The following is a 25,733-nucleotide window of genomic DNA, read 5'->3' on the forward strand; positions in this document are numbered from 1 at the left end:
TAATGAACGAAAAAATGTCAGTATGCAGGGGAGAATTCAGCACAATGATTGGAAGAATAATACGTTTATACCGCAGAAGAAAAGGCTACTCTATTAATCAGCTAGCAGTCGAAGCGGGAGTCTCTAAATCTTATTTAAGCAAGATAGAACGGGGGGTTCACTCAAATCCGTCCATCCAATTTCTTAAAAAAGTGTCCGCCACCCTTCAAGTCGATCTGACGGAGCTTTTTGATGCCGAAACGATGCTGCATCATATGGGAGGCACGGAAGATGAGTGGCGCATTCATCTCGTGCAGGCTGTGCAGTCAGGCATGCCGAAAGAAGAACTGTTCACCTTTACGAACAAACTGACTGAAAAACGGCCGGAGCCCGCACCCTACCGCAACAGAAAACTGACTGAATCGAACATTGAGGAATGGAAAGCGCTGATGCAGGAAGCAAAAGAACTCGGCTTGTCCGTTCAGGAAGTCAGATCATTTTTAGAACGGAAACGTTACTGATCATATGCAGATGAAAGGGATTTCATTCGCTTCATGTCTTCATCTCTGTATATAATGAAAAGAAAAAAGGGGATGAAGTCATGACAAAACTTACCGTTCAAACCCGCTGCGGCGCATTAAAAGGAACGGCCGGCCGCGGTGTCCGCACATGGAAGGGCATCCCTTACGCCAAGCCGCCCGTCGGAGAGCTGAGATTTAAAGCGCCGGAGCCGCCCGCACCTTGGGACGGCGTAAAACATGCCGACTCGTTCGGACCGGTTTGTCCGCAGCCCGCTGATTTGCTGTCCATGTCGTTTTCCGGAGATGTTCCGCCTCAATCTGAAGATTGCCTTTACCTCAATGTGTTCGCCCCGGAACCAGAGGGTGTGAAACGGCCTGTCATGGTATGGATTCACGGCGGCGCATTTTTTTTAGGCGCCGGAAGCGAACCGATTTACGACGGGTCTGCTCTTGCCGCTGAAGGAGATGTCATTGTGGTGACACTTAATTACAGGCTCGGGCCGTTCGGTTTTTTACATTTGTCTTCTATTTCTGACGCGTATCCCGGCAATATCGGCCTGCTCGATCAGATCGCCGCACTGCGCTGGGTGAAGGACAATATTTCCGCTTTTGGAGGGGACCCTGATAACATCACGGTATTTGGTGAATCGGCAGGCGGCATGAGCATCGCCTCCCTTATGGCAATGCCTGACGCAAAAGGCCTGTTTCATAAAGCCATTTTAGAAAGCGGGGCCTCTCAGACGATGACTGCTGATATGGCAAAAGACATTGCCGAGACTTTTATCAGCGAGGCCGGTATTAAGACAGATGATATGAGCAAATTGCATACCCTCCCGACAGATGACATTCTCACAGCTGCCGGAAAAGTGAACAGTATAAAGGGACAGAATATTTTTCATCTTTTTTATCAGCCGGCCATAGATCCGGCCACATTGCCGAAGGAACCTGAAAAAGCGATTCACGGCGGTGCGGCAGAAGGCATACCGATACTCATCGGCACCAATCGGGATGAAGGATATTTATTTTTCACCCCTGATTCACCTGTTCATTCCGAACAGGAGCACGCCGATTATTTGCGCCATCATCTTGGAGAAGAAGGCTATTTGCAAGCGGCACCCTTATATCCTCATTCCTTAACAGGACAAATTGATATGATGACGGATCTGAAATTCTGGCGGCCGGCTGTCGCTTTCGCACAAGGACAATCGCGATTCGCACCCGTCTGGATGTACCGCTTTGACTGGCATGGCGAAACACCGCCGTTTCATAAAGCGGTTCACGCTCTGGAATTGCCGTTTGTGTTCGGAAACTTTGATTCTTTGAAAAAGACGCTGAAGGAACCGCCCGGTGAAGATGCAAAAGAGCTCTCCAGGCTGATGCAATCCGCATGGCTGGCCTTTGCGAAAAAAGGAAACCCGGACACCGATCAGCTCCATTGGCCTCAGTATGAAACAGGCTCGCGTGAGACGCTCATTTTCAACACAGCCGTCTCGACGGAAAGTGATCCCGATTCCGCCAAACGCCGTATCCTGTTTCAAGCATAAAAAAACCCCAAGGGATCAGGTTCCCTTGGGGTTTCGTTTTCATCCCAGTTCAGACCTCAATTTTCCACATTAACCCTTATATGTTATATTCCTTTATAACTGATCATCTAACCATTCATAAAGGAGTTTTTATATGGAGAAATCAAGTATTATCGGCACAGCTGCCGTTATCATCGGGGCGCTGATGATCTTAGTTTCAGTTGTCTTCCTGCGCGACACTGATTTCTATGCCGTGAGGTGGATAGGCGCTGTCATCATGGCTGCAGGATTTTCATACGGGCCGGCCCACACAATTTCAAAACATAAAAACAAACATGAAAAAGAAACCCGGTAACCTTACTGGGTTTCTTTCATCTATTTCATTTATCTCACTTCATAATGCAATTCCGCAAATTGTTTATAGCGCCGGACATCCGTCAGCTTCAGCCCGGTCTCCCGATCTCTGGGTTTAAATAACGGAATTCCCCGGCCGAGCAGAACAGGGGCGACCTGAATGATAAACTCATCGACAAGTTTTTCCTCCAAAACGGGGTGCAGCAAATCACTCCCGCCGACAATCCAAATCCGCTTGCCTTCTTGGCGTTTCAACGCTTGTATAAAACCGGCAGGCTCTTCATGAATAAACCGCACATTTTCAGTACGCCCGGTCAATGTCCGTGAAAACACATAGCACTCTTTTCCCTTATACAAAAACTCCTCGGGAAATAACGTCATAATTTCATCATATGTTTTTCTGCCCATAATGATCGTATCGACAGATTCATAGAAAGATGCATAATCGGTGTCTTCTTCACCTTCAGTCCCGATTAACCAATCCAAAGAATGATTTTCCCGCGCAAGATAGCCATCTGCGCTGACAGCACCGTAAAAAACGAGCTTTCTTTGACCGCCCATGAAAAATCCCTCCCCCTTTTTTACAAGTTCATACAAACTAATTATACCATTTTTTCTTATCTTTCTGCTTTTGAGATGCTGTTAAAATACCGTCTATCCATCTTCCTGTAATCGGCATAAAGAAATGAAGGATGAGCCCTCCTAAACAAACGGTGAATAACGTCCCGATGCCGACCGGACCTTTTAAGATCAAGGCCAATATGAAAAACACGAAGTAAATGACCGTTCTTGAAAAGAATATGCTTCTCCCTGTTAATTCGCGGATAATCAACGTTAACCGATCAACCGGGATCGGTGCGAAATTTGTGTGCAGATAAGCCGCGGTTCCAATCCCTATTACAACCAAACCGATGGCAAAACAACCCGCTTTTTCGTACCATGGTTCAGGCACTATGAAACGATGCAGGAAAAATAGCCACATATCAATCCCGATTCCCGTTATAAACGCCGTAATCATCCCTGAAAATTCCGGTCTTTGTCTTTTTAACATTGAATTGCAGCATATTAACAGGAAAGCTATGATGATTTCCCAGCTTCCTACAGTCAGCCCAGCATGTACAGACAGCCCCACGATTAGCGCATCGAAAGGCGACGTTCCAAGATCAGATTGAATCGTGACAGAAATACCAAAAGTTAATATAATGATTCCCAAAATATAAAAACCATATTTCATGTTACCGGCCTCATTTTCATATTTTATGTTGCAAATACAACAAAACCACATTATATTTAATATACGGTATTTTTATTGCAATTACAATATTTCATAAATAAGAAAGGAGCTGTATGAACATGAGCATCAAATTAAAAAAATGCAGCCTCGACGATATAACAGCACTCCGGGAGATAAGCATTGAAACATTCAATGCTACATTTACAGATCAAAATTCACTTGAAAATATGAAGGCTTATTTGGAAAATGCATTCCACACTGAAAAGCTGAAAACGGAATTATCCAATCTGTCTTCACAATTCTATTTTGTCTATCATGATGATGATCTTGCGGGATATGTAAAAATCAACATGGATGAAGCTCAATCAGAAAAAATGGGTGATGATTCTCTGGAAATTGAGAGAATTTATATAAGAAAAAACCATCAGAAACACGGGCTTGGCAAATATCTGCTGAATGAAGCTGTGAAAATCGCTGCCGAACACAACAAAAAGAAAATCTGGCTTGGCGTATGGGAAAAAAACGAAAACGCAATCGCCTTTTATAAAAAAATGGGGTTTGTCCAAACGGGAGAACACTCTTTTTTTATGGGGGATGATGAACAAGTCGACTTTATCATGACCAAAACCCTGTCGTAGGATTTCCTGATTTCATACACAAAAAACCCGGCATCTGAGCCGGGTTTTTTCTATTATTTTAATTTTCCTGCGCGAATATCATCTGTCATTCCTTCGTACGGCGCTTCTGAAATCAATGATTCGTTATTGATTCCCGCATTGTTGAGATACGTAATATCCGCAAACTCAGGAACGACATATTTAGGATACGTTTCATATTTCTCACGTGACTCTTTCATCACATCAATGTAATCATTTTGGTAGCATACGGTGATTTCCGGATGCTCATGCACCCATTTCGGGAAGAAAATAATCCCGTGCATCCGTTTTTCATTCGGCATAAAGTTTAATGAAACATCTGTGCCTGTCGGTTCAGTCCATGACACTTTATATACGCCTTCTGTCAGCTTTACGATATTCACTTCTTGGTCGCGCACCCAGCGTCCGCCTACCATACCGCTATGAATCCGATAGTCGATCGTATGATCATTTTTAATATAAATTTCATACTCCCAGCCGTTTTCATACGTGTAAATCATATGGCTTCCGATAAAGTTTTCCATGTCGACTCACTCTCCATATCATTATTGAACTTCATAAATATCCAGCCGAATGTCATCCGGCAATCTGACCGCAGCCCCGATAAACAGCCGGTCCTGCAAACTGATATGCCTCACTGCTTGCTTCAAACATAGGCACAGTCCGAAATAAACATGCTCGGGATCAATGATGCCGTTCACTAATCATTGATGACTTTTTTAAAGAAGGTTCATTCAAGAACGTATCACCTCCCGAGATATTATGTTTATTTAAACATGTAACTATTTACACGTTTAATTGTAACGCTGTTAAAATGGACTGTCAAATAATGAGCTGCCTCTGATAAAGTTTACCCGAAAAAAGAGGTGTTCAACAAAAAAGACAAGGGCGGCAAATGCCGAACCCTTGTCTTTTTCGTTTAGTGTATGCTCATACCAGACGAGCGTCTTTATTAATAATCGCAATCTTTATCTCTGCATTCTTTCTTTATTACAGCGTCTATAGTGTGTCCCATAATCTTGTCATTTGCCTTATCATAAATACCATCGAATTTATTCGATGTATTACCGTTGTAATAGCCAAATACCTCTATCCCGCCCATTGGATCGATTTCGTATTTATCTTTAAATGTAACGTTATGTATTCCTTCATAATTCGCTTTGATAAATTTCTCCATTCGTTTCTGAGCAATCTTTATCTCTTCAGCCTGAACATTTTTATCATTCATACTCTTCATTATAAAACCTCCGGCTGCTATAAAGATAACCATGAAGATCATAATATATTTTTTCATTCGCGGACTAGAAAAAATGGCCGGTGACATCCGGTGCATTTAGGCGTCTTAAAATTTTTCTTCCGCATCCACAGAGGAGCTCCCTATTTTGTCACCTACAGGATCATATAAGCCATCAAATTCTTTACTTTTATCGCCGTTTAGATACCCCTCAACTGTGATTCCGCCAGTTGGATCAATAAAATAATCATCATAAGAAATTTTCTCTATTCCCTTATACTCGCGGTGCAAGTATTCGGTCATTTTACTTTTGGCTTTTTCAAAAAGAGCCTTTTCTTCCTTTTTCACATCATATTGATGCTTCATAATCAATCCTCCAACAGTTATAATTAACATTAGTACAATAATAAGGTATTTTTTCAAAAAAAATCATCCCTTTCCTTACCCTATTTTACATGACAAGAAAGGTGCTGTATATCTTGGCCAAGAAAATTAGGACTTCAAGCCTGACAGATGAAACATATTACAGGATGAGTCAACGTGCTTATAATTATGACTATCTTAAAAGGAAATTAGAGAACAATGAGTATATACGTATTAATTCTTCCATTTCAAAACCTACTTACTGGTACGTCGATCAAATAAAAACAGACGATGATACAGGGCTCGATGCGGTTGTATTAGTACAAGCAGTGAAGAAAAATGGTAAACGGATAAAATCAAAAAACCCCGAAAACGTGGTCGTCGCCTTTGCCGGAACCGATATCGGAAAAGACCCGATCAATGACGGCGTAAAAGCGGACGGCGGGAATATTGTTTTTGGAAATAATCCCAAAAAAGAAGTGTATTATATTGTAAAAAAAGATGCGGAAGACACGTCTAAAACACTCGGAAAATACAATGGAACGCCCTCTCAAGACGCCATGCTCACAACCGGAAAGTATAAGCTGATAACGAAAACATCACAAATCGATCAAGCCGATCAGCTGGTACGCAGCGTAAAGAAAAAGTATGCCGGAACGTCAACGATTATTTCAACAACCGGCCATTCACTCGGCGGCGCTGAGGCCGAATACAGCGCGGTGAATAATGATATTTATGCCGTTGCGTTTAACAGTCCTTCCGTCGTGAAACTGCACGATGAAGAAACACAGAAAGACATCAACAGCGGCATATACGATCCTTACATCCGGTCAATTATCAATCCGGACGACATGGTCGGGGCAGGTTATTGGAACGAATATGATCGCCACAACGGGACAACGATTTATACGAAAAACCCCTCACTCTCACAGTTCAGCCGAAAGCAGCGGCTTGATGGGAACTTAAACGAGCAGATCAGCAAGAATCTCGCTTATTTCTTTACTACCGTCATTCTGAGAAATCCGGATACACACGGCTTAAACGAAGCGAATTTCATATTTGACCGAAACGGAAACATCACAAATCCGAACGGAGATGAGTTAGTCTTCGATAAAAATCTCGGCGCTCTTCTGCCGGCCGGTGCGATCGGAAGCGGAGATGCGATAAAAGTAACGCCGAAAAACGCAAAGAAGCTGGCTGAAAAGGTACAGGCCATGACTGAGGATTTGCGGACGATGAAAAAAGAAGCGCAGAACGCCTATCAAGAGCACGATGAAAAAATTGCCGAGCTGAAAACCGAATTTTACGGCCAAGTCGGACACGGCTTGTTTGATCAGCTTCAAGCACAGGACGTGACCAATACAATTGAAGATATTGCGCAATCCTACGATAAAGGTCCGATTTTTTACGACACTCAGGCTGAGCAGGCGTTTATTGATTCTTTGCAGGCGGCGATCACGGACCTTGAAGAGATCGGCGGATTCTTACATAAAATAGCGGACAAATTTCAGGAAAAAGACCAGATGCTCGCAAACTGGTTAAGATGATAGAGGTGGATACATAATGCCGACATTAGACGAACTTTTAGAACACAAGGACGACCCGATGAAGAAAAGGCTGCAGCGGCAAATGCTGAAAACCGTCATGACGCAGGCAGCGGGGACAAAACTGGAAACAGTGCGCCAAACGCTGAAACCGACATTCGAAATGGACACATTGAAAGATGAATTATATGAAGTTTACTCAGCTTTATTGAACAGCTTCGAAGGCAAGGCGCAAAAAGCTCTCGCACAGCGGATCAGTGAAAGTGCGCGGCTGATTGCCGGCACTGAAAATAACAGAGACACATTCATTAACAGTTTCAAAACAAGGTAAAATAAAAAACCTCGCGGATTTATTATTTGCGGGGTTTTTCCTATCGTCTTAACTGACACGCTCGGAGAATGTATCATATACCTCTATGAACGTTGATATATAAGGTTTTTTGATAATCCTTTGATCCGTCAGTCGGAATGAGTAGCCGGCGGGAAGTGAGAGCGGGAGAATAAAAGAAGCTTTTCATGAACATAAAAAACAAGGGGTTTATTGTATAAGATCGCGCGTATTCTTGACGATGTTCAAGCTGCTAAAAACGGCATGCTTGGAAAAAGGATAAACCGCCACGCTGCAGGAAAAGCCACCGGGACACTAAACGAGTGGGATTTTTTTCGGCTAGGCTATATCCTCTTTTAAACAAAATCCTTATTTGGTAAAATAATGGGTATTGTAAGGAAGGAGTGATTGAAGCGTGTTATTGTTCATAGGAAAGTTCATATTGCTCTTTTTGTTCTGTACGTTAGTGTATTATTTATTCAAAGTGGTTTATTACAATGTTGGTAAGAAGGTCGCTCTCAATGCGTCAGAAGGAACAAAAGCCAATTGGGTTGCGAACGTCTTAATTAAAAATGGTACTAAGCTTACTGACGGAGATTACTTTATGGTTGCTGTCGTTACGACATTATGGCTTACGATCCATTTATGATGTATCAAAACGATTAGGACTTGCTAGTATTGATACGACTCAAAGCCATGTGCAAAGATTGTGTAAAACGAAATGAAATAATAACGTTTTTTAACGCTTTCGCGTGTTCCCAATAAGTCCATCGAAACAAAGAAAAACCCTTGCACGGCAAGGGTTTTCGACTTCTTTAAGCTTTATTCATTTAAAGCTATCTCATGCTTATGACGCGCTCGGAGGGATTCGAACCCCCGACAGACGTGGTACCGGAAACCACCGCTCTATCCAACTGAGCTACGAGCGCACGTTTTTTCAATCAGATACCTTTATATTATAATAAAGACACGCGCAGAAAGCAACACTTTTTCAATAATAGTGAACTTTACGGCGCTTATGCTGCAGTGATGTATGTATAGTAACAGGATTATGCAGCGTCCTCATGCAGCATAATCCCGCCCCGCATAACGTCTTGTTTTTCAAAAGGCTCACACGCCTGATGCGATCAGTCATTTCAGCTGCTCAGTACTTTTCCAGTCACTTCAGAAAAAGCACGTTTCAGCTTTTTTTCCAAATGTCTTTTAACGTCCAATAGGTGAATTCCTCAACCTTTACAGCGCCTTTCTCAGAAAACAGCTCAAGCCCCAATCTGCCCTCTTTCGGATAGATACGGCTTGTCATCGTTGCTTCTCCATGATTGGCGAATACTTCAATCGAAGATCTGTCAATAAATATCCGCAGCGCCAGCTTGCCGCTTGCATCCAGCCGCACTCTTCTCACACCGTCTTTCGCTTTCCCCATTTTGGTGCAATCAAGTGTCAATTTTTTATCCGTTAGATTGTACTTAAGCACAAGTTCTTCTTCACCAAGGCCGCGAATCTTAAAACCTGCCGATTCGGCATCGCAATCGTTTATATCAAACACGACTCGAACTTCAAGCAGGTCTTCGGACGTCTTTGCCAAGTAACTCCCTGATATCTGCCGGCCTGCACATTCCCGGTATTCCTTTGTTCGCAGCTGCTTGGTTTCTTCGGCGGGATTCATCAAAAGTTTATGATCGTCACGCAATGTCAGTTCTCGCGGCAGCGTCAATGCACCGCACCATCCGTCCGCTTTTGTCGGCATCTCAGATTCCCACATATCCATCCAGCCGATAGCGATTCTGCGTCCCTTATCATCTAGTAATGTTTGCACGGCGTAAAAGTCATGGCCGTAATCCAGCTCTGTAAAAGCGCCATGTGTAAATTTATTTGTTTCATAATTATAGTCACCGATTAAATAACCGGTTTGATGTAAATTGTTATATAAATCGCCGTCGGCTTCAATACCCTGTGGCGAAATCAGCAGGACATGTTTGCCGCCTAATTCAAAGAAATCCGGACATTCCCACATATAGCCGAGATGACCGTCACTTTGGGCGAGAACACCTGCGTATTCCCAATCACGTAAATCAGATGAACGGTATAAAACGACCCGTCCGACGTTTTCTTTTGTGGAGTTGCCGATGACCATATACCAATCATCGCGATGCTTCCATACTTTCGGATCGCGGAAATGACGGGCGCTGTCTTCCGGCGGTGCTGCAATAACGGGGTTTTCCTGAAGCTTTTCAAACACAACCCCATCTTGGCTGACCGCGATATTTTGAGTTTGATAGAAAAGGTCTTTCTCTTGATCAATCATATTATGGCCTGTATAGATTAAAGTAAGGCGTCCGTTATCATCGGCCGCGCTTCCCGAAAAACAGCCGCTTTGATCAAATGCATCACCCGGAGCTAAGGCAACCGGCAGGTGCTCCCAATGAATGAGATCTTTACTCTTTACATGCCCCCAATGCATCGGCCCCCAATTCTCATCATACGGATGATGCTGAAAAAAGACGTGGTATTCTCCTTTAAACTGAATAAGGCCGTTCGGATCATTGATCCAATTCGCCCGGGGCATAATGTGGTACCCCAGCCGATATCTTTGTTTCACTTTACCCTCGGCTTCTTTCAAAGCTTCCTCAGCCTGCTGAATTCTATCCATTTGTAACATCCTCTCTATCCGATTTTTTGTAAATCCTGCACACGCTTGCTGTTTTTTTTCGAGTCTAATAAAGTAAAAATGGAAATCATGGTAAAACCAAAGACGACGATTCCCATGATGAGATAAGTTTGACGGAACCCCGCACTGTCATATAATCCTCCCGCCAGCGGCGACAGAATCGACGCGCCTGCCTGAGATGCGAATTGAAAACCGACGAGATAAAGGACGGACGACAGACGCGTATCAAAATTGGCCGCCAAATATTTAAAAACGGCGATCAGCATAATCGGCAGTTCCAGTGCGTGGATGAGTTTCATTGATGAAATTCCTACAGGCTCAACTGCAATTCCAGACCCGACGATGCGGAAAGCCATTAAAAACCCCGCTAAAATCAAACTGTTTTTCGCTCCGAACTTATTGACGATAAAAGGCGCAAGAAACATCATGCCGGCCTCTAAAAATACCTGGACTGAATTAAGATAGCCGAATACTTGGTTGCCTATCGACACTGAAGGAAACAAAGACGCATAGTAGATCGGGAACTGCTGATCATATACGCCGTAAATGCAGGTCACGCCGATAATGTACATCATAAAAAACCAAAAATCCTTTATTAAAAAGAGCCGCCCCACATCTTTTAACCGGACCGAATCCGCTCTGTTTTTCTCGTGGTCTGTCATTTCGATTTTTACAGACATGATAATGGCCGTTAAAATGACGGCTGAAACAGACGCGATCCAGAAATTGATATTGGGATTGATATTGAAAAGCTGTCCTGCAAAAAATGCAGCCGCCGCCCAGCCCAATGAGCCCCACATTCTTGATTTTCCATACTCGAAATGATATTTTCGGCTGACCTTTTCAATGTACGTTTCAATCGCGCCTATCCCCGCCAAAAAGCCGGCTCCCAAATACAGGCCTCCGACAATGGCGCCAAGAAAGACATTGTACTGCAGGAGCGGTCCATAGATGAAAATATAAAACGGACCTGTAAATAGAAGAAGAAAGCTGATCATAAATAAGATCTTTTTCTTCAGCCCCAATTTGTCAGAAATAAAACCGTAAAGAGGCTGCATGCACAAGGCAAATACGGCATTTATAGAAAAAATAATGCCTGTCGCTGACCCGTTTAAATTGATTTCCTGCCCCAGCCAAATCGCAAATAAAGAATAGCTGGAAGACCAAGTAAAAAAGAAAAAGAAAAAATAAGCACTCAGTTTCCAATACAGACTTTTTGCGTTTTTCATTTTCACCGCTCCTTTAATAGGACCTTTTCATCCACGTTCTCGAACCGCTGAGCCATGTCATTCCTTCCCGCTATAAAGTAAGCGCTTTCTTTTTGGCGCTGTCCGGTACTTCACTTTAGCTGCATTACGCAAACAGCCGCCGTCACTTCCCTTCATCCTTTTTGTAAAGCGCTTTCATAAAGAATTGTATGTCAACCGGTTTCATATGTCAATCGGTTGACATATAATTTTCTGATTATTCAAATCGAACAAAACGCACCCCTAGCAGAAATATGGAATTTCCTTGCGCATGTCAGCCCGATTCTCTAAAATAAGTGCGTGACGAGAATTGTAAGCCATTTCAGTAAAGCAGGAGGGCAAGGGAATGAAGCCTAACATTCACGATGTTGCAAAAATAGCGGGAGTTTCCTCTACAACCGTTTCGCGGGTATTAAATAACCGCGGCTATATCAGCGAAAAAACAAAAGAAAAAGTGTACAAGGCGATGGAAGAAATCAATTACTTTCCAAACGATCTCGCCCGCTCTTTATTCCGTAAAAGAACCAATTTAATAGGGCTTATCATCCCAAACTCCGGCAATCCGTTTTTCGGCGAACTCGCTTTTCATATTGAAAGCATTTGTACGTCCATGGGCTACAAACTGCTGCTTTGCAACAGTTTACATCGAAAGGATAAAGAAGAAAAATATGTGGAGATGCTGATAAGAAACCAAGTGGACGGCGTGATCGCTGTGACTTACAACCGGGGAATTCTCAATTATCATAAGCAAAATCTGCCGATTGTCGCCATTGATCATTTCTTATCGGATTCAATTCCCGTCGTCGGCTCAGACAACTATGACGGCGGAAAAAAAGCGGCGGAACTGCTGATCGAAAAAGGGTGCCGGCACATCGTCCATATCAACGGCCCGCTTGAACTCGAAACACCGGCAAACCTCAGAAGAAAAGCATACGAAGATGTCATGCGTAAACACGGAAGGCAGCCCATTACATATGAAGTACCCTTTTATCAACATGACCACGACATCATTTCATCGTTATTCGATGAACAGCCTGACACCGACGGAATTTTTGCCAGTGATGATCTGATGGCGGCAGCAGTCATGACGGAGGCCAAAAAACGGGGAAAAGACATCCCGGCTCAATTAAAAGTGATCGGTTATGACGGCACCGAAACCGTTCAATCGATCCTTCCGGAATTGACAACCATCCAGCAGCCGATCGAATTGATTTCCAAAACAGCCATCGAGATTTTAGTAAAAGAAATTGAAGGCGAATTTGATGATTTGCCGCTGGAAACGTATTTGCCGGTGCGGTTTCTGGAAGGTCAGACAACTTAATCAGCCGTACAGCACGCCAGCGTTCTATTTCGGCTGCTCAAGCCATATCATTTTCTCAAGCGCCGGCGTTGTTAATACCCATTTTCACTTTGCTGTTTGAACTTTTTGTTTTCTGGGAAAAATGGTGTTAGAAGAAAAGGTTGGCATTTTGGTCAGCGTTTTGTTTGACCTTTATTGACCAAAAATGTATCATGTAAATACATACTTACCTAAAAGGTGAAGGAGGAGCATTATGAATTTAATACCTACAGTCATTGAACAAACGAACCGCGGAGAAAGAGCTTATGACATTTACTCCCGTCTTTTGAAGGACCGTATTATCATGCTTGGATCTGCGATTGATGACAACGTTGCGAACTCCATCGTGTCACAGCTTTTATTCCTTGAAGCGGAAGACCCTGAAAAAGATATTTCCATTTACATTAACAGCCCTGGCGGATCAATCACTGCCGGTATGGCAATCTACGATACAATGCAGTTCATTAAACCGAAAGTATCTACAATCTGCATCGGGATGGCCGCTTCTATGGGAGCATTTTTACTTGCAGCCGGTGAAAAAGGCAAACGTTACGCGCTTCCTAACAGTGAAGTCATGATTCACCAGCCGCTTGGCGGAGCGCAAGGACAGGCGACAGAAATTGAAATCGCGGCAAAACGCATTCTCTTGCTTCGCGATAAATTAAACAAAGTGCTTGCTGAACGTACCGGCCAGCCGCTTGAAGTGATCGAGCGCGATACAGACCGCGACAACTTCAAATCAGCTGATGAAGCTTTAGAATACGGCTTAATCGATAAAGTGCTGACACGCAATACGGAAGACCAGAAGTAAGATCCTGCCTGCAAGAGAGTCTCAAACTCTTGCAGGTTTTTTATGCTTTATCTTCATTCAAAAAAGTAATGAATGCTTTGACGACAGATAATTCTAACGCTGAAGAATCATACATAAGCCACGTATCACGTATCACAGGCTCGTTATTTTTATAAGACAGCGCCAATGTGTATAATTCATCAGAAGGCTGAAGACAGATTTCCGGCACAACAGAATAACCGAGACCGTTTTTCACCATCTCTTTACAGGTTTCCTGTCTGTCTACCTCCATTGCAATGAAAGGCGGCTCAGTAAATTGATTATTCCACCATTTTTGAATCAGACTTTTCAAAGAGGCATCAGTTTGATAATAAATCATCGGCAATTTGGGCAGGTCCTCACTGTTGATTTCAGTTTTTGAAATAAGGTACAGCCTCTCTTCATTTAGCAGTTGTTTTTCCCCTTGCCAATCATAATTTCCCCTCATAATCCCAAGGTGCACGCCGGAATGATGAAGCAGATCCATCACCTTCGCACTCCATCCCGTATTGACGTGGAATTGAACAGACGGATACTGATCAGAAAACCGTTTTAGAATCGCCGGGAGCTTATACTGAGCAAAATTGCTTGAGACTCCTAATCTGAGAACCCCGCTGACTTCATGGCTCATATTGAGCATATCATCCTTCATTTTTCTGAATTCCTGCAGCATCTCTTTCGAATATTCAACCAGATATTCACCTTCTGAAGTGAATTCCATCCCTTTCTTTCTTTTATAAAAAAGGCGCACTCCGAATTGCGATTCCAAGTTTTTGAGCCGGTAACTTAATGCCGGCTGTGTCATATATAACCGCTCCGCCGCCTTCGTCATATTTTTTTCCTCGAATAATGTAATGAGTACAGCCCAATCCTTTTCATCCATATAAAATCCCCCAAAATATTTTTCTGCTATAAAATTTTCTCCTATTATAAAAGTTTTTTATTCAACTTTATAAAAATTATATGTTTTACTTATAATCCTTATTTATCATACGATATTTTCCAAAGGGACCGGTACCTTTTTATCCACACAAAATGATGTAAGGATGAGACAGCATGGAAAAAGTTCCTGTAACCGTCATGAGAGGCGGCACCAGCAAAGGCGTTTTTATTCTTCAAAAAGACATGCCAGACGATACAAACCTATGGAGCGATTTTCTTTTAGACATTATGGGGAGCCCTGACGAGAGACAAATTGACGGTCTCGGCGGCGGACATTCCCTCACAAGCAAGGCAGCCATTATTAAGAAATCCGCCAGAAAAGACGCAGATGTTGAGTATACATTTGCGCAAGTCAGTCTGACTGACAAATTTACCGACTTCAAAGGCAATTGCGGAAATATCTCTTCTGCCGTAGGCCCTTATGCTATTGAGAAAGGGCTCGTTCAGGCTGAAGAGCCGGTGACAACAGTCAGAATTTTAAACACAAACACGCAAAAAGTGATCGCAGCAGAAGTTGAAGTCAAAAACGGAACATTTCATTATCAGGGAGACTGCTCGATTCCGGGGGTTCCAGGTACAGCTTCTCCTATTTATCTTTCATTTCACCAGGCTGAAGGGGCGGTGACCGGAAAACTGTTTCCGACCGGTCAGCCTATTGATGTTCTCGATACACCGTATGGGAATATCTCCGTATCGATTATTGATTACGCCAATCCGCTTGTCTTTGTAAAAGCAGAGGACGCGGGGCTTACCGGCATAGAACTTCCGGACGAATATACTCCGGATATATTGGAAAAACTCGAAATAATCCGATCAATTGCAGCCGAGAAATGCAGATTCGCTCCGAGACATGAGGCTTCGGCAAAATCACCGGCCGTACCAAAACTGACTTTAATCTCATCTCCAGCGGATTATATTGATACAAAAGGGATAAAGAGACACGCTCAAGAAATGGACCTTGTCATTCGTATGATGTCCATGCAAAAACCGCATCAAGCTTTAGCCATTACAGGGGCGGTATGCACGACCGCCGGCATGTTATTGGAGGATACGATATTATCTGAATTTTCATTCTCCGGAAAAACGATCCGATTAGGGCATCCAAGCGGCATTTTAAAAACCGAAGCAGAAGCTGATCCGGCCGGAACAACGATTAAAGTAGTACGCACAGCAAGAAAAATCTCTGAAGGCTATGTGTTTACTAAACAAAGTTACAACATGAATACGCTGAATCACATTGGTTAATACAAGCCCCCAGACAAGTCAAAGATAAACGGAGGAATACGAGATGATCAATGTAAACGCGTCTAATCGACTGAACAGACTGCCTTTTTCAAGGGCTCATCAAGCGGTGCTCGTTATCCTTTCATTCGCTTACTTTTTTGATTTTATTGATTTAAATACGTTTTCATATGCGGCGCCTTCACTTTTAAAGGAATGGAACATATCCACTCATACCATCGCTTTTATTACGTCTGTCTCCTATTTCGGAATGTTTATCGGCGCCTCTGCCGGAGGATGGTTTTCAGACCGTTTCGGAAGGAAAAAAGGTTTAATTCTGGTTGTCACCTTTTTCTCTTCCTTCTCCCTCCTCTCTTCTCTGGCTTGGAACCCAGAAATACTCGGTGTTTTTAGATTTCTTACGAGTTTAGGTATCGGCGCCACAACGATTGTGGCAAGTACGTATATCAGCGAATTTTTCCCATCCGCAACTAAGGGAAAATACCAGGCAATCTGTATTACGATAGGCATATGCGGAATTCCTGCAGCCGGCTGGGTGGCTAAATTGGTCGTGCCGTCCGCCTCTTACGGCTGGCGGTTTATCTTTCTATTCGGCGCGGTCGGTATTTTTTTTCCGCTGATCGCCAGAAAACTGGAAGAATCACCGAAATGGCTGGATACGAAAGGGAAAAGCGAACAGGCACACCGCATTCTGCTCGAGCTTGAAGCAAAAATAGAAAAAGAAAAGGGTGAACTGCCTGAACCGGCTCCGGCTCTAAAAAGCAGAAAAACCGCTGTAAAATCCGTTCCGTATCGGACGTTATTTCAAAAGCCTTTAGCAGGAAGAACTTTGGTTTTAATGACGATGTGGGCAGCTTCCACGATTGCCATTCAAGGCTTTGGCACGTGGGTTCCCACCCTTTTGGTGAAAGAAGGCGTATCAATGGATGAGTCTATCGTATACGTCACTCTGGGAACGATCGGTGCCCCGCTTGGCGCTCTCATTGCGTCGCAAATCTCTGACCGTGTGGATCGAAAGTGGGCCATTTCTGTTTTATCGTTAATTATTATGGCGCTTGGATTCATTTACGGCATCAATCCTTTGCCGATGGTCATTGTCATATGCGGATTTCTCATGCATATGTTTGAGCGTACGTTCAGTTCAATCGCATATGCTTATACGCCGGAATTATATCCGGTTGAAGCCAGGGCGTCTGGAAATGGCCTCACTTACGGCGTAGGGCGTCTTGCGAATGTAGCCGGTCCCTTTGTCGTCAGTTTTCTGTATTCAGGCTACGGATTTTTAAGTGTTTTCTTGTTCTTCACAGGCTGCTGGCTCCTTTGTGCACTGACAGTCGGTATTTTTGGAATCGGGTCAAAAAAACAAAAGATGCAGCAGGATGATTTCATATCGGAAGACACATTCGCGCAGCAAAAGTTGTAAACGCATACACTTCAAACCGCAAAACATCCATCTCCTCAGAGGAAATGGATGTTCTTCTTTCAATCCCAACCGCAGTCTCTTTCTCATCTTATTCTCATACACATGTCTTATCCTTAAGAAAGGCGTGATACGCATGAGATGGAGAAAACGGTTTTTCCCCGGAAAGAAAAGGTATTTTATGGGCGGAGAACTTTCCGATCAGAATGGTTTAGATGCAACCGCCGAACCATCTTCCTACAGAGCAGTTGATGCCGAAACATATTTCAGACCCTCTTGTCTGCCTGTCCTGAACACAGCAATTGAAAGTTCCTTTTTTAATCCTTATATTGACAGGCCTTGGAAAAGCATTCATCTGCCCCAATCCCTCACATTGGCTCCGGAAAAAACGGTCTTGCATTATTTTAGTGTTTTACGTGAAGCCGAAAATCTTACGGACGAAAAAGCCGGGGGGTGCGGTACAGTCGGCCAGGCCCGCATTCCTTTTCCGCTTGCCTTGCCTTTTTCTCTCCGGCCTGCCGTAAGAAACATTCCTACAAAGCTTTTCTTGCCTCATTTGAAGGTATCGGCCAGACCCACCTGATCAAATTGAATCAGCTTGAAGGCTTGCGCTATTTCGTTGAGATCGAAACCATTCAAGGTTCAAATCAAAACGTCACATTTTTCGCTTATTATCACGGTATTGTCCAGTTGGAAAAACACAATGGCCGGTTTCTGATCGGACGAATAACTTGGTATGGTGAAGATTTTTTGTGTGCCGCTTACCATTTGTGGCAGCACAATGCAGAAACCAGCCTTGATATCAAATTTGGCAGCTGGTGCAAGCTTATTAAAAAAAGGTGGCCTGTCCGGCAGAATGGTTATGTCAAAACAATTGATTTTGACGGAACAGACGGCGGTCATTACCGTTTTGTCTATTTTCAGCTCACGAATGGTACAGACGTGTTAGCCAAACAGCTGAGAAAAAACAGCTCCGGGCAATGGGAGCTGATTCATCTTGATGCTGACGGCTGCTTATAGAATCTTCCTTACAATTCCCGCCATTTCTTATCTAAAATCGGGTATGTATACCGATTCATCTGTTCAATCAGCTCATCTGGGCGGGAGGAGCTGTGGATCAGCTTCAAATGAGATTCATTCGAAAATCCTTCCTGAATGCTGTATTTGACCATCTTCATCATCGGCTCAAAATAACCGTTCACATTGTAAAGTCCGATTGGTTTTTGATGAATGCCGATTTGCGCCCAGCACAGCACTTCAAATAACTCTTCATAAGTTCCGAAGCCGCCTGGCATGGCAATGTACCCGTCGGCAAGTTCACTCATTTTCGCTTTCCGTTCATGCATGCCGCTGACTTCAATCAGCTCCGTCAGATTTTGGTGAACAATCTCTCCGCTGAACAGCCCGCTCGGCATGACGCCGACAGCTTTTCCGCCGCCTGCCATTAACGCGTCGGCAACGGTTCCCATCAGACCGACCCGTGAACCGCCGTAAACAAGGGCGATTCCCTGCTCCGCCATATATTCACCGAGTTCGGCCGCTTTGCGTTTGTATTCTTCATTTACCCCCAGATTTGATCCCGCAAATACACAAATCGTTTTCATTTTTTCATCTCCGCATCTATATATGTACATCAATAAATCAAAATACACTATATATTGTCCCATCTCTATATGATAATATCAATAAGAATCATACAGGACATAAGGAGTGTTTCACATGCAGATCGCTGAAACAGAACAATGGCTGAAAGACTTTTACGAAAAAAGAGGATGGACGGCGTACGGACCATTTATCAGAATCGGCTTTTTAATGGAAGAAGCGGGTGAGCTCGCCCGGGCGGTAAGAGCATATGAAATCGGCAGGGACCGGCCGGATGAAAAGGACGCGACCCAGTCAGAACGCAGGCAGGAGCTGATGGAAGAAATGGGTGATGTCCTCGGAAACCTCGCCATCCTCGCCGATAAGTACGGAATCACTTTAGAAGATGCGATGAGAGCCCATCAGGAAAAACTGATTAAACGCTTTGAAACCGAATAAAAACACGGCCTGTCCGCTTTTTCATGGACAGGCCGCACCTGAATTTATCCCGTTATCTCGTCCTGATGCTCAAAGAAGTGCTGTTTTCCGATTTTATGAAACAGCCCCGTCTTTCGGATCAGCTCCCTCGGCTGAGACTGCAATCCGACGATCATCAATCTGCCGTTATGGCGTTTGATCCGGTTCATGACATTCCCCAGAACCGCTTCTGCGGAAGTATCCATGTAATGCACATTATTCATCAGCAGGATAAGCGTTTTCGGCTTTTCCTGAAGCCTCTCCAGCAATGATGATTCCAATGAATCAATCGAACCGAAAAACAGCGGCCCTTCAATGGAATATGTGCTGACGGACGAATCGTTTTTAACCGATTTGACGGCGGCATGCGGTGTTTTGACGCTTGTCGATTCGCTCATTTTTCTGATAAAGAAAACAAAGGCAAGCACGAGACCGGCAGACACGCCGATGATTAAATCAAACAGAACCGTCAGTAAAAAGGTTGCCGCCAGTACGAATGAATCAGTGTTTCTCAGCCGCATCATATTGGCGACTTCCCTCCGTTCACTCATGTTCCAAGCCACAACCATCAATACCGGCGCCATGCTTGCCAGCGGTACGTGAACGGCAAGCGGGGCGAAGACGAGCAGGACGAGGAGGACGGTGACTCCGTGGACAACACCGGAAATCGGAGAAACTGCGCCGTTTTTAATATTTGTTGCGGTCCGCGCAATCGCTCCCGTTGCCGGTATGCCGCCGAAAAGCGGCGCGGCCATATTGGCGATGCCCTGCCCGACAAGCTCCCTATTGCTGTCATGCCGTGATCCCTTCATATTATCCGCGACCATTGCCGATAATATGGATTCAAGCCCGCCGAGAAGCGCAATGATCAGAGCCGACGGAAACATCATTATCATGTTATCAATTGAGAAATCAGGAAGCTGAAAAGCCGGAAGCTGCCGCGGAATCTCTCCGTAAGCAGAACCGATTGTCGCCATCTTGTCAGGGAAAAACACGACCGCCGCGGCTGTAGATACAAGCAGCGCCACAAGCGCACCCGGAATCTTCGGCATCAGCCTGGCTGATAACAGCAAAATGGCCAAAGCAATTCCCGCGATCAAAATGCTGTACAAATTAAAGGTTCCGATCTTTTTGCCGATCTCCGCAATGTTAAGGATAAAGCTTTCATGCTTTTGAATATCGCGCAGACCGAGAAAATGGGCGATCTGCTCTGAGAAAATCAGCACTGCGATTCCGGCCGTAAATCCGACGATCACCGGCTTCGGCACGAATTTCATAATCTTCCCGAGCTTAAATACGCCGAACAGGACGAGCATCACGCCTGCCATGAAACCGGCGACAAGTAAATTCTCAAAACCATACTGCATCACAATGGCAAATAAAATGGGAACAAACGCCCCCGTAGGCCCTCCGATCTGATATTTAGAGCCGCCTAACAGCGAAATCAGAATTCCGGCCACAATAACGGTATAAAGCCCGTATTCCGGACCGACCCCGGAGGCGATGGCAAAGGCCATGCCCAAAGGAATTGCTACAATTCCGACGACAATTCCTGCGACCAAGTCTTTCTGAAATTTCTGCAAATTGTATCCATGATATCTGCCGGAAAATTGCATGGTCAGCTGCATCCCCCTTTGACTGTTTCATAACCGTCAACAACAACATCCAGCGTCCCCGTCCCCGGATCAATCACCAGCCCGTGCACCGGCACCTCTTCAGGCAGGAGCGGATGGTGCCTGACCATATTCACGCTGTGAGCCACGCTTTCTTCGACGCTGTGAAAACCGGACAGCCATGTCTCCAAATCGACTCCCGCATGCTGCAAAAGGCTGAGACATTTCTCCTCCACGCCGCGTTCTTTTGCTTTATTTAATATGGAAGCCGCATTCAATCCCGACATCCCGCACTCGCGGTGACCTACGATGCAGACTTCCTCAGCCTGCAGTTCATAAACGGCAACCAAAATACTCCGCATGACACTTCCAAATGGGTGAGAAACAATGGCTCCCGCGTTTTTTATGATTTTGGCATCGCCGTTTCTGAGTCCCATCGCCTGCGGCAGAAGCTCCGTCAGCCTTGTATCCATACAGGATACGATGACAAGCTTTTTTTTCGGGAATTTTGTCGTTTGGTAAGGTTCATATTTCCTTTCTTGGACAAACTGCTGGTTGTGCTCCAAAATGCTTGATAAAGAAACCATTTTTCTAATCATCTCCCATCCGATTGTATTGCAAGCCTTCTTACCCAGCTTACAGTAAGGAATTATAGCACAGAAAAAGGCCTCAAAAGCGCTTTCAAAAAAAGACACGATAATTTAACTGTAAATTCAGATTATATTCATTTATATCTTTCAAAAATAATAAAATTTATCTTTATACAAACCTATAAAGCTTTTGAAAACAGCGGTCCCGCGCTTTTGCCTTTAGAAATATAGGCGGATTCTGTTATGGATTGGAGAAATCACACATGTATATCTCTTCTTCTTTTCATTTTGGGTTCAAAAGAACCAGAAATTCACCGAATGCGTTTGAATATTTCTCACCTTACCGCTTCTCTTATATAATAAAATAGAGATGAAAGACAAAGGAGGAGAAGCCCCGTTGAAACCATATGTATTCATCGCAAAACCGATACCGCCGGAAGTCGAACAAATGATAGGCGAGCATTGCCGCTATGACATCTGGAAAGAAGATACCATTTCAAAAGAAGAATTGTACGAGAAAATGAAGGATGCTGAAGGGCTGCTGACATCCGGAACGGCGATTGACAGTGATTTGCTGGATCACGCGCCGAAACTGAAAGTCGTCAGCAACAATTCAGTCGGCTACGATAATTTTAATATAGAAGAAATGAAAAGACGCGGGGTCGTCGGCACACATACGCCGTACACCTTGGATGACACGGTCGCTGATCTGGCTTTTTCATTAATCCTGTCTTCCGCCAGACGGGTTGCCGAATTGGATCGATTCGTCCGGGCCGGCAAATGGGGAACTGTTGAGGAAGAATCCCTTTTCGGTATGGATGTCCACCATCAGACATTAGGCATTATCGGCATGGGCAGAATCGGTGAACAAGCAGCCAAACGGGCAAAATTCGGCTTCGATATGGACGTGTTATACTATAACCGCAATAGAAAACCGGATGCTGAGAAAGAGCTCGGCGTTACATATGCCGACTTAGATACACTGCTGAAAACGTCAGACTTTGTGCTTTTAATTACGCCGCTTACTGACGAAACGTATCATATGATAGGAGAACGGGAATTTAAAATGATGAAAGATACGGCATTTTTCGTCAATATTTCCCGGGGAAAGACGGTTGATGAAAAAGCGCTCATCCGCGCATTGCAGGAGGGCTGGATAAAAGGCGCCGGTTTAGATGTATTTGAAAAAGAGCCGATCGGTGAAGACAATCCGCTCCTCCAGCTGGAAAACGTCACATTGCTTCCGCATATCGGGTCAGCAACGGCTAAAATCCGTTTGAATATGTTCAAGCAAGCCGCCCAAAACATGATTGACGCCGTATACGGAAAAACACCGAAAAACCTCACGAAAGAATTTCAATGAGAGGAAAAATCCCGGTTGGTTCAGCCGGGGTTTATTTTTCGCTGGATCAAAAGTACTATTTTTAAATTCTATCTATTCCTTTCTTTCGATGCTGATACAATAAAAAGGAATCAGCTTCACATGATGAAAAATGGGAGGTATTGCTTTGAAAAAACGTTTATCATGGATTTCCGTATGTTTACTGGTGCTTTTCTCGGCGGCGGGGATACTGTTTTCAACGAATGCCAAGACGGAAACACCGTCTCACAAGGCACACACAGAAGCACAGGTTATCAACACATTTGACGGGGTTGCGGATTATCTTCTGACATATCACAAACTTCCTGATAATTACATTACAAAATCAGAGGCACAGGCCCTCGGCTGGGTGGCATCAAAAGGGAACCTTGCAGACGTCGCTCCGGGGAAAAGCATCGGCGGAGACATCTTCTCAAACAGGGAAGGCAAACTCCCATCCAAAAGCGGGCGGACGTGGCGTGAAGCGGATATTAACTATACATCAGGCTTCAGAAATTCAGACCGGATTCTTTACTCAAGCGACTGGCTGATTTATAAGACGACAGATCATTATAAAACCTTTACGAAAATCAGATAAACCGAAACAAAAAACGGCTTCCCTGCGGGAGGCCGTTTTTTTCTGCTGGAAATCTGCAGGCTTTACATAAAATGAGTATTAAATTTTTCTTCAAACTCTGATCGGTCTATTCTGCTGTTTTCCGCTGTGCCATCGTGTTTTTTTATTGTTATATTGCGTTCAGACAGAACCATGTGCCCTTCCGGTGTCCGCTTAGAAGCAAGCAGGCGTTTGTTGAAAGGAGAGCGTTCATGTTCAAAGATTGTTTGTTTCATAGACTTGAGGTCCTTTTCATCGATTTCTTCAAGCGAAAATGCGTAACCTGTCTGCCAGCCGTCCCCTTTGTTCATTTCAAGCACGTATGTCCCGAATTCCGTCTCTTCTATCCTCACACGGAACGCGCCGGCCGCTGATACCATCTCGTCTCCCAACATCGGCACAGGCTGCATGGCGAGATTGAGGCCGAAGCCTGCATCAGCGATGTACTCACTCCCCCCGGCGGAAAGAAGCACGGCCGCATGTGTGCCGGGCAGCGCCCAGCCGTTTTTCCAAACCGTTCCGCGGATCAATTTGACATCAAATCCGGCATCTTTCAGTATGAAATAAAGCAGTCCGTTCAAGTCATAACAAAGGCCGCCATGAGGTTCCTTCACCATGTGCCGCCACAGTCCTTCTTTCGTGACGTCATATTCTTTTTTGGACAAAACCGCGCGATTTTCAAACGGAAACCGATACGCGAGTGCCTTTAAAAACTCCGGCAGGTTGCTGAAATCGAGGGAATCCTTTTCCCAGCCTATCGTTTGATAACAATCTTTCAGAAACTCATTCATCGTTCCGTCCCCCTTACAAAGTGTTTACACTTCTTCCTGCACATAAGCGGACAGCTTTTCCAGCGCTTCCTTTTCATCGTCGCCTTCAGCGATCAGAGTGACTTCCGTCCCCGTGCTGACCGCCAGACTCATTAATCCCATAATGCTTTTGGCATTCACTTTCTTGCCGTTTTTCTCTAGAAACACATCTGATGCAAAACGATTTGCCTCCTGTACAAACAATGCAGCGGGACGCGCCTGCAATCCCGTCTTTAAACGCACTTCCACTTTCTCCTGAACCATAAGATCTCCCCTTTTCTGTACGGTTATTTCAAAGTGATGCTTTGTCCTGTACGCAGCTGTTCTGCAATTTCATCGAGCTTTCTCAGCCTGTGATTGATGCCGGATTTGCTGATTTTCCCGCTTGCAACCATTTCCCCAAGTTCTTTCAGCGTGACTTCCTGATAATCAATCCGCAGCTGCGCAATTTCGCGAAGCTTTTCCGGCAGCGCTTCAAGACCGATCCGTTCATCAATGTATTTAATATTTTCCACCTGTCTGAGCGAAGCCCCGATGGTTTTGTTTAAGTTTGCTGTTTCACAATTGACGAGGCGGTTCACCGAATTTCTCATATCTCTGACAATCCGCACATCTTCAAAGCGCAGCAGTGAATTGTGGGCGCCGATGACATTCAGAAATTCAGTGATTTTTTCCGCCTCTTTTAAGTACGTAATATAGCCTTTTTTCCGTTCAAGCGTTTTGCTGTTCAGGTGGAATTCATTCAGCAGCGCGCATAATGAATCGTTATGTTCCTTATAAAGCGAGAAGATTTCCAAGTGGTATGACGATGTTTCAGGATTATTCACGGATCCCCCCGCCAAAAACGCCCCTCTCATATAAGAACGTTTGCAGCAGCGTTTCGCCACCAGTTCCTCAGAAATATTCCGCTCGAATACAAAGTTCTCCCCGAGGATTTTCAATTCCTCCAAAATCAGCTTTGCATTTTCAGAAAAGCGTACAATATAAACATTGTTTTTTTTCAGCCGCATTTTTTTTCTGACTAACAGTTCGACCGATACATCATATTGTTTCTTCAGCAATGTATAAATACGGCGCGCAATCGCCGCATTTTCGGTTTGAACGTCAAGCACGAGATGGCGGTTTGAAAATGACAATGAACCGTTCATCCGAATCAGCGCGGACAGCTCCGCCTTGGCGCAGCAGTCCTTCACTTCCAGATTCGTCAGTTCTTTTTTGGTTTCCGATGCAAATGACATATTAGCCACCTCATTTCAAAAGACCT

At 44.3% G+C, this 25,733-nt stretch carries 29 protein-coding genes, 1 tRNA gene and 1 pseudogene; 15 read left to right on the forward strand and 16 right to left on the reverse strand.

The genetic code is table 11. The features are described 5' to 3' along the window. Positions 1-44: 44 nt before the first annotated feature. The 3 genes from slrR (at position 45) to AC1DN5_RS01095 (ending at position 2,378) form a co-directional block, all read left to right on the forward strand. Positions 45-500 (forward strand): HTH-type transcriptional regulator SlrR, encoded by a 456-nt coding sequence (gene slrR, locus AC1DN5_RS01085; protein WP_003151541.1) that lies wholly within the window; start codon positions 45-47, stop codon positions 498-500. A gap of 80 nt (positions 501-580) precedes the next feature. Next, the gene (locus tag AC1DN5_RS01090) at positions 581-2,044 is read left to right on the forward strand and encodes a carboxylesterase/lipase family protein (protein ID WP_366969808.1); all 1,464 of its coding nucleotides are present in this window, start codon (positions 581-583) and stop codon (positions 2,042-2,044) included. A 133-nt stretch (positions 2,045-2,177) separates the two neighbouring features. After that, the gene (locus AC1DN5_RS01095) at positions 2,178-2,378 is read left to right on the forward strand and encodes a hypothetical protein (RefSeq protein ID WP_049627452.1); all 201 of its coding nucleotides are present in this window, start codon (positions 2,178-2,180) and stop codon (positions 2,376-2,378) included. Between the two features lie 29 nt (positions 2,379-2,407). Here the strand turns inward: AC1DN5_RS01095 and AC1DN5_RS01100 are convergent, their stop codons facing one another. Both AC1DN5_RS01100 and AC1DN5_RS01105 read right to left on the reverse strand, forming a co-directional pair. Then, positions 2,408-2,938 carry a dihydrofolate reductase family protein gene (locus tag AC1DN5_RS01100; protein WP_095241296.1) on the reverse strand — a complete coding sequence of 177 codons (531 nt, stop codon included), beginning with the start codon at positions 2,936-2,938 and terminating at the stop codon, positions 2,408-2,410. 37 nt (positions 2,939-2,975) lie between these two features. Further along, positions 2,976-3,611 (reverse strand): YczE/YyaS/YitT family protein, encoded by a 636-nt coding sequence (locus tag AC1DN5_RS01105; RefSeq protein ID WP_064778582.1) that lies wholly within the window; start codon positions 3,609-3,611, stop codon positions 2,976-2,978. A gap of 119 nt (positions 3,612-3,730) precedes the next feature. Between AC1DN5_RS01105 and paiA the strand changes: the two genes are divergently transcribed. Then, positions 3,731-4,249 (forward strand): spermidine/spermine N(1)-acetyltransferase, encoded by a 519-nt coding sequence (paiA, locus tag AC1DN5_RS01110; protein ID WP_366969809.1) that lies wholly within the window; start codon positions 3,731-3,733, stop codon positions 4,247-4,249. Between the two features lie 53 nt (positions 4,250-4,302). Here the strand turns inward: paiA and AC1DN5_RS01115 are convergent, their stop codons facing one another. The 4 genes and pseudogenes from AC1DN5_RS01115 to AC1DN5_RS01130 all read right to left on the reverse strand — a co-directional run bounded on the left by AC1DN5_RS01115 (position 4,303) and on the right by AC1DN5_RS01130 (position 5,924). Continuing rightward, positions 4,303-4,791 carry a phenolic acid decarboxylase gene (locus AC1DN5_RS01115; RefSeq protein WP_045925902.1) on the reverse strand — a complete coding sequence of 163 codons (489 nt, stop codon included), beginning with the start codon at positions 4,789-4,791 and terminating at the stop codon, positions 4,303-4,305. Between the two features lie 21 nt (positions 4,792-4,812). Then, positions 4,813-4,959 (reverse strand): annotated as a pseudogene (locus AC1DN5_RS01120) (DUF3237 family protein); the annotation flags it as partial. A gap of 260 nt (positions 4,960-5,219) precedes the next feature. Further along, positions 5,220-5,504, reverse strand: coding sequence for a DUF1433 domain-containing protein (locus AC1DN5_RS01125; RefSeq protein ID WP_366969810.1), 285 nt, complete (start codon positions 5,502-5,504; stop codon positions 5,220-5,222). A 105-nt stretch (positions 5,505-5,609) separates the two neighbouring features. Continuing rightward, positions 5,610-5,924, reverse strand: coding sequence for a DUF1433 domain-containing protein (locus AC1DN5_RS01130; protein ID WP_366969811.1), 315 nt, complete (start codon positions 5,922-5,924; stop codon positions 5,610-5,612). A 107-nt stretch (positions 5,925-6,031) separates the two neighbouring features. Between AC1DN5_RS01130 and AC1DN5_RS01135 the strand changes: the two genes are divergently transcribed. Together AC1DN5_RS01135 and AC1DN5_RS01140 are read left to right on the forward strand one after the other, a co-directional pair. Next, the gene (locus AC1DN5_RS01135) at positions 6,032-7,411 is read left to right on the forward strand and encodes a lipase (RefSeq protein ID WP_366969957.1); all 1,380 of its coding nucleotides are present in this window, start codon (positions 6,032-6,034) and stop codon (positions 7,409-7,411) included. Positions 7,412-7,427: 16 nt separating this feature from the next. After that, a complete protein-coding gene (locus AC1DN5_RS01140; protein WP_045925896.1) occupies positions 7,428-7,739 on the forward strand; it encodes a hypothetical protein in 312 nt (103 codons plus the stop codon). A gap of 850 nt (positions 7,740-8,589) precedes the next feature. On the opposite strand, the gene AC1DN5_RS01145 is transcribed toward AC1DN5_RS01140, so the two are convergent. From AC1DN5_RS01145 to AC1DN5_RS01155, 3 genes are all read right to left on the reverse strand, one after another. Next, positions 8,590-8,665, reverse strand: a tRNA-Arg gene (locus AC1DN5_RS01145). A 251-nt stretch (positions 8,666-8,916) separates the two neighbouring features. After that, on the reverse strand, positions 8,917-10,386 hold the full coding sequence (locus AC1DN5_RS01150; RefSeq protein ID WP_095241288.1) for a glycoside hydrolase family 32 protein: 1,470 nt from the start codon (positions 10,384-10,386) through the stop codon (positions 8,917-8,919). A gap of 14 nt (positions 10,387-10,400) precedes the next feature. Next, positions 10,401-11,633 carry an MFS transporter gene (locus AC1DN5_RS01155; protein WP_095241287.1) on the reverse strand — a complete coding sequence of 411 codons (1,233 nt, stop codon included), beginning with the start codon at positions 11,631-11,633 and terminating at the stop codon, positions 10,401-10,403. A gap of 364 nt (positions 11,634-11,997) precedes the next feature. On the opposite strand from AC1DN5_RS01155, the gene AC1DN5_RS01160 reads away from it, so the two are divergent. Both AC1DN5_RS01160 and clpP read left to right on the forward strand, forming a co-directional pair. Beyond that, positions 11,998-12,972, forward strand: a complete 975-nt coding sequence (locus AC1DN5_RS01160; protein WP_016937835.1) for a LacI family DNA-binding transcriptional regulator — start codon at positions 11,998-12,000, stop codon at positions 12,970-12,972. 232 nt (positions 12,973-13,204) lie between these two features. Continuing rightward, a complete protein-coding gene (clpP, locus tag AC1DN5_RS01165; RefSeq protein ID WP_003151513.1) occupies positions 13,205-13,801 on the forward strand; it encodes an ATP-dependent Clp endopeptidase proteolytic subunit ClpP in 597 nt (198 codons plus the stop codon). A 40-nt stretch (positions 13,802-13,841) separates the two neighbouring features. On the opposite strand, the gene AC1DN5_RS01170 is transcribed toward clpP, so the two are convergent. Then, complete coding sequence (locus AC1DN5_RS01170; protein WP_342007099.1) at positions 13,842-14,702, reverse strand: LysR family transcriptional regulator; 861 nt, start codon at positions 14,700-14,702, stop codon at positions 13,842-13,844. A 173-nt stretch (positions 14,703-14,875) separates the two neighbouring features. On the opposite strand from AC1DN5_RS01170, the gene AC1DN5_RS01175 reads away from it, so the two are divergent. The 4 genes from AC1DN5_RS01175 (at position 14,876) to AC1DN5_RS01190 (ending at position 18,443) form a co-directional block, all read left to right on the forward strand. Then, on the forward strand, positions 14,876-16,006 hold the full coding sequence (locus AC1DN5_RS01175) for a 2-methylaconitate cis-trans isomerase PrpF family protein (RefSeq protein WP_366969813.1): 1,131 nt from the start codon (positions 14,876-14,878) through the stop codon (positions 16,004-16,006). A gap of 43 nt (positions 16,007-16,049) precedes the next feature. After that, complete coding sequence (locus AC1DN5_RS01180; protein ID WP_366969814.1) at positions 16,050-17,426, forward strand: MFS transporter; 1,377 nt, start codon at positions 16,050-16,052, stop codon at positions 17,424-17,426. Between the two features lie 178 nt (positions 17,427-17,604). After that, the gene (locus AC1DN5_RS01185; protein ID WP_235714286.1) at positions 17,605-18,006 is read left to right on the forward strand and encodes a hypothetical protein; all 402 of its coding nucleotides are present in this window, start codon (positions 17,605-17,607) and stop codon (positions 18,004-18,006) included. Between the two features lie 5 nt (positions 18,007-18,011). Further along, a complete protein-coding gene (locus AC1DN5_RS01190; RefSeq protein WP_235714285.1) occupies positions 18,012-18,443 on the forward strand; it encodes a hypothetical protein in 432 nt (143 codons plus the stop codon). A gap of 8 nt (positions 18,444-18,451) precedes the next feature. Here the strand turns inward: AC1DN5_RS01190 and AC1DN5_RS01195 are convergent, their stop codons facing one another. Beyond that, the gene (locus tag AC1DN5_RS01195; RefSeq protein WP_016937831.1) at positions 18,452-19,027 is read right to left on the reverse strand and encodes a TIGR00730 family Rossman fold protein; all 576 of its coding nucleotides are present in this window, start codon (positions 19,025-19,027) and stop codon (positions 18,452-18,454) included. Between the two features lie 115 nt (positions 19,028-19,142). Here AC1DN5_RS01195 and AC1DN5_RS01200 point away from each other — a divergent pair, with 115 nt between their 5' ends. Further along, positions 19,143-19,463, forward strand: coding sequence for a MazG nucleotide pyrophosphohydrolase domain-containing protein (locus AC1DN5_RS01200; RefSeq protein ID WP_016937830.1), 321 nt, complete (start codon positions 19,143-19,145; stop codon positions 19,461-19,463). Positions 19,464-19,507: 44 nt separating this feature from the next. Here the strand turns inward: AC1DN5_RS01200 and AC1DN5_RS01205 are convergent, their stop codons facing one another. Further along, positions 19,508-21,097: a SulP family inorganic anion transporter gene (locus AC1DN5_RS01205; protein ID WP_045926063.1), complete on the reverse strand. Its 1,590-nt coding sequence runs from the start codon at positions 21,095-21,097 to the stop codon at positions 19,508-19,510. Between the two features lie 2 nt (positions 21,098-21,099). After that, positions 21,100-21,690, reverse strand: a complete 591-nt coding sequence (locus tag AC1DN5_RS01210) for a beta-class carbonic anhydrase (protein WP_095241440.1) — start codon at positions 21,688-21,690, stop codon at positions 21,100-21,102. Positions 21,691-22,054: 364 nt separating this feature from the next. Here AC1DN5_RS01210 and AC1DN5_RS01215 point away from each other — a divergent pair, with 364 nt between their 5' ends. Further along, positions 22,055-23,047: a 2-hydroxyacid dehydrogenase gene (locus tag AC1DN5_RS01215; protein WP_366969815.1), complete on the forward strand. Its 993-nt coding sequence runs from the start codon at positions 22,055-22,057 to the stop codon at positions 23,045-23,047. Positions 23,048-23,177: 130 nt separating this feature from the next. Further along, on the forward strand, positions 23,178-23,642 hold the full coding sequence (locus AC1DN5_RS01220) for a ribonuclease (RefSeq protein ID WP_316099394.1): 465 nt from the start codon (positions 23,178-23,180) through the stop codon (positions 23,640-23,642). A 62-nt stretch (positions 23,643-23,704) separates the two neighbouring features. Here the strand turns inward: AC1DN5_RS01220 and AC1DN5_RS01225 are convergent, their stop codons facing one another. Genes AC1DN5_RS01225 through whiA form a run of 3 tightly spaced genes read right to left on the reverse strand, consistent with a single transcriptional unit; the run spans position 23,705 to position 25,707 of the window. Further along, on the reverse strand, positions 23,705-24,451 hold the full coding sequence (locus tag AC1DN5_RS01225) for an arylamine N-acetyltransferase family protein (protein ID WP_016937825.1): 747 nt from the start codon (positions 24,449-24,451) through the stop codon (positions 23,705-23,707). Positions 24,452-24,475: 24 nt separating this feature from the next. Beyond that, complete coding sequence (locus AC1DN5_RS01230; RefSeq protein WP_012118534.1) at positions 24,476-24,733, reverse strand: HPr family phosphocarrier protein; 258 nt, start codon at positions 24,731-24,733, stop codon at positions 24,476-24,478. 23 nt (positions 24,734-24,756) lie between these two features. Next, the gene (whiA, locus tag AC1DN5_RS01235) at positions 24,757-25,707 is read right to left on the reverse strand and encodes a DNA-binding protein WhiA (RefSeq protein WP_007407421.1); all 951 of its coding nucleotides are present in this window, start codon (positions 25,705-25,707) and stop codon (positions 24,757-24,759) included. Between the last annotated feature and the right edge of the window lie 26 nt (positions 25,708-25,733).

It is taken from the genome of Bacillus sp. 01N42_2, from assembly GCF_056399565.1.

What these genes read in the sequence shown, in the direction of transcription:
- whiA (WP_007407421.1), bottom strand. Translation starts at nt 25,707, where the DNA reads ATGTCATTTGCATCGGAAACCAAAAAAGAACTGACGAATCTGGAAGTG.
- AC1DN5_RS01100 (WP_095241296.1), bottom strand. Translation starts at nt 2,938, where the DNA reads ATGGGCGGTCAAAGAAAGCTCGTTTTTTACGGTGCTGTCAGCGCAGAT.
- slrR (WP_003151541.1), top strand. Translation starts at nt 45, where the DNA reads ATGATTGGAAGAATAATACGTTTATACCGCAGAAGAAAAGGCTACTCT.
- AC1DN5_RS01150 (WP_095241288.1), bottom strand. Translation starts at nt 10,386, where the DNA reads ATGGATAGAATTCAGCAGGCTGAGGAAGCTTTGAAAGAAGCCGAGGGT.
- AC1DN5_RS01230 (WP_012118534.1), bottom strand. Translation starts at nt 24,733, where the DNA reads ATGGTTCAGGAGAAAGTGGAAGTGCGTTTAAAGACGGGATTGCAGGCG.
- AC1DN5_RS01215 (WP_366969815.1), top strand. Translation starts at nt 22,055, where the DNA reads ATGAAAGACAAAGGAGGAGAAGCCCCGTTGAAACCATATGTATTCATC.
- paiA (WP_366969809.1), top strand. Translation starts at nt 3,731, where the DNA reads ATGAGCATCAAATTAAAAAAATGCAGCCTCGACGATATAACAGCACTC.
- AC1DN5_RS01225 (WP_016937825.1), bottom strand. Translation starts at nt 24,451, where the DNA reads ATGAATGAGTTTCTGAAAGATTGTTATCAAACGATAGGCTGGGAAAAG.
- AC1DN5_RS01125 (WP_366969810.1), bottom strand. Translation starts at nt 5,504, where the DNA reads ATGAAGAGTATGAATGATAAAAATGTTCAGGCTGAAGAGATAAAGATT.
- AC1DN5_RS01140 (WP_045925896.1), top strand. Translation starts at nt 7,428, where the DNA reads ATGCCGACATTAGACGAACTTTTAGAACACAAGGACGACCCGATGAAG.
- AC1DN5_RS01170 (WP_342007099.1), bottom strand. Translation starts at nt 14,702, where the DNA reads ATGGATGAAAAGGATTGGGCTGTACTCATTACATTATTCGAGGAAAAA.
- AC1DN5_RS01195 (WP_016937831.1), bottom strand. Translation starts at nt 19,027, where the DNA reads ATGAAAACGATTTGTGTATTTGCGGGATCAAATCTGGGGGTAAATGAA.
- AC1DN5_RS01175 (WP_366969813.1), top strand. Translation starts at nt 14,876, where the DNA reads ATGGAAAAAGTTCCTGTAACCGTCATGAGAGGCGGCACCAGCAAAGGC.
- AC1DN5_RS01205 (WP_045926063.1), bottom strand. Translation starts at nt 21,097, where the DNA reads ATGCAATTTTCCGGCAGATATCATGGATACAATTTGCAGAAATTTCAG.
- AC1DN5_RS01160 (WP_016937835.1), top strand. Translation starts at nt 11,998, where the DNA reads ATGAAGCCTAACATTCACGATGTTGCAAAAATAGCGGGAGTTTCCTCT.
- AC1DN5_RS01155 (WP_095241287.1), bottom strand. Translation starts at nt 11,633, where the DNA reads ATGAAAAACGCAAAAAGTCTGTATTGGAAACTGAGTGCTTATTTTTTC.
- AC1DN5_RS01105 (WP_064778582.1), bottom strand. Translation starts at nt 3,611, where the DNA reads ATGAAATATGGTTTTTATATTTTGGGAATCATTATATTAACTTTTGGT.
- AC1DN5_RS01220 (WP_316099394.1), top strand. Translation starts at nt 23,178, where the DNA reads ATGGGAGGTATTGCTTTGAAAAAACGTTTATCATGGATTTCCGTATGT.
- clpP (WP_003151513.1), top strand. Translation starts at nt 13,205, where the DNA reads ATGAATTTAATACCTACAGTCATTGAACAAACGAACCGCGGAGAAAGA.
- AC1DN5_RS01200 (WP_016937830.1), top strand. Translation starts at nt 19,143, where the DNA reads ATGCAGATCGCTGAAACAGAACAATGGCTGAAAGACTTTTACGAAAAA.
- AC1DN5_RS01115 (WP_045925902.1), bottom strand. Translation starts at nt 4,791, where the DNA reads ATGGAAAACTTTATCGGAAGCCATATGATTTACACGTATGAAAACGGC.
- AC1DN5_RS01135 (WP_366969957.1), top strand. Translation starts at nt 6,032, where the DNA reads ATGAGTCAACGTGCTTATAATTATGACTATCTTAAAAGGAAATTAGAG.
- AC1DN5_RS01180 (WP_366969814.1), top strand. Translation starts at nt 16,050, where the DNA reads ATGATCAATGTAAACGCGTCTAATCGACTGAACAGACTGCCTTTTTCA.
- AC1DN5_RS01090 (WP_366969808.1), top strand. Translation starts at nt 581, where the DNA reads ATGACAAAACTTACCGTTCAAACCCGCTGCGGCGCATTAAAAGGAACG.
- AC1DN5_RS01095 (WP_049627452.1), top strand. Translation starts at nt 2,178, where the DNA reads ATGGAGAAATCAAGTATTATCGGCACAGCTGCCGTTATCATCGGGGCG.
- AC1DN5_RS01185 (WP_235714286.1), top strand. Translation starts at nt 17,605, where the DNA reads ATGGGCGGAGAACTTTCCGATCAGAATGGTTTAGATGCAACCGCCGAA.